Source organism: Paenibacillus sp. CF095 (assembly GCF_900101225.1).
In the GTDB taxonomy this organism is placed as follows: domain Bacteria; phylum Bacillota; class Bacilli; order Paenibacillales; family Paenibacillaceae; genus Paenibacillus.
The window spans coordinates 1-1,288 of record NZ_FMZN01000016.1; the positions used below are offsets into that span (position 1 = coordinate 1).

Here is a 1,288-nt window from a genome sequence, read left to right on the forward strand (position 1 = left end):
ATTGGATAAGCCCTCGACCGATTAGTACTGGTCAGCTCCATGCATTGCTGCACTTCCACCCCCAGCCTATCTACCTCGTCGTCTTCAAGGGGTCTTACATACTGGGAAATCTCATCTTGAGGGGGGCTTCACGCTTAGATGCTTTCAGCGTTTATCCCGTCCGTACATAGCTACCCAGCGGTGCTCCTGGCGGAACAACTGGTACACCAGCGGTACGTCCATCCCGGTCCTCTCGTACTAAGGACAGCTCCTCTCAAATTTCCTACGCCCACGACAGATAGGGACCGAACTGTCTCACGACGTTCTGAACCCAGCTCGCGTACCGCTTTAATGGGCGAACAGCCCAACCCTTGGGACCTACTTCAGCCCCAGGATGCGATGAGCCGACATCGAGGTGCCAAACCTCCCCGTCGATGTGGACTCTTGGGGGAGATAAGCCTGTTATCCCCAGGGTAGCTTTTATCCGTTGAGCGATGGCCCTTCCATGCGGTACCACCGGATCACTAAGCCCGACTTTCGTCCCTGCTCGACTTGTAGGTCTCGCAGTCAAGCTCCCTTATGCCTTTGCACTCTTCGAATGATTTCCAACCATTCTGAGGGAACCTTTGGGCGCCTCCGTTACTCTTTAGGAGGCGACCGCCCCAGTCAAACTGCCCACCTGACACTGTCCCCGCACCGGATTACGGTACCAGGTTAGAACCTAGATACGATCAGGGTGGTATCCCAACGTTGCCTCCATGGAAGCTTGCGCTCCCACTTCAAAGGCTCCCACCTATCCTGTACAGATCGTACCCAAATTCAATATCAAGCTGCAGTAAAGCTCCATGGGGTCTTTCCGTCTTGTCGCGGGTAACCTGCATCTTCACAGGTATTAAAATTTCACCGGATCTCTCGTTGAGACAGCGCCCAAGTCGTTACGCCATTCGTGCGGGTCAGAATTTACCTGACAAGGAATTTCGCTACCTTAGGACCGTTATAGTTACGGCCGCCGTTTACTGGGGCTTCGGTTCACAGCTTCGGGATTACTCCCTAACCACTCCCCTTAACCTTCCAGCACCGGGCAGGCGTCAGCCCGTATACTTCGCCTTACGGCTTCGCACAGACCTGTGTTTTTGCTAAACAGTCGCTTGGGCCTTTTCACTGCGGCCCCCTCGTGCTATTCACACTACCGGGGCACCCCTTCTCCCGAAGTTACGGGGTCATTTTGCCGAGTTCCTTAACGAGAGTTCTTCCGCGCGCCTTAGAATACTCTTCTCGCCTACCTGTGTCGGTTTGCGGTACGGGCACC

1 rRNA gene is annotated in these 1,288 nt (G+C 54.7%); it reads right to left on the bottom strand.

Features of this window, described 5'->3' with window-relative positions:
- Position 1 precedes the first annotated feature (1 nt).
- Positions 2 to 1,288, bottom strand: a 23S ribosomal RNA gene (locus tag BLS69_RS31815); the annotation flags it as partial.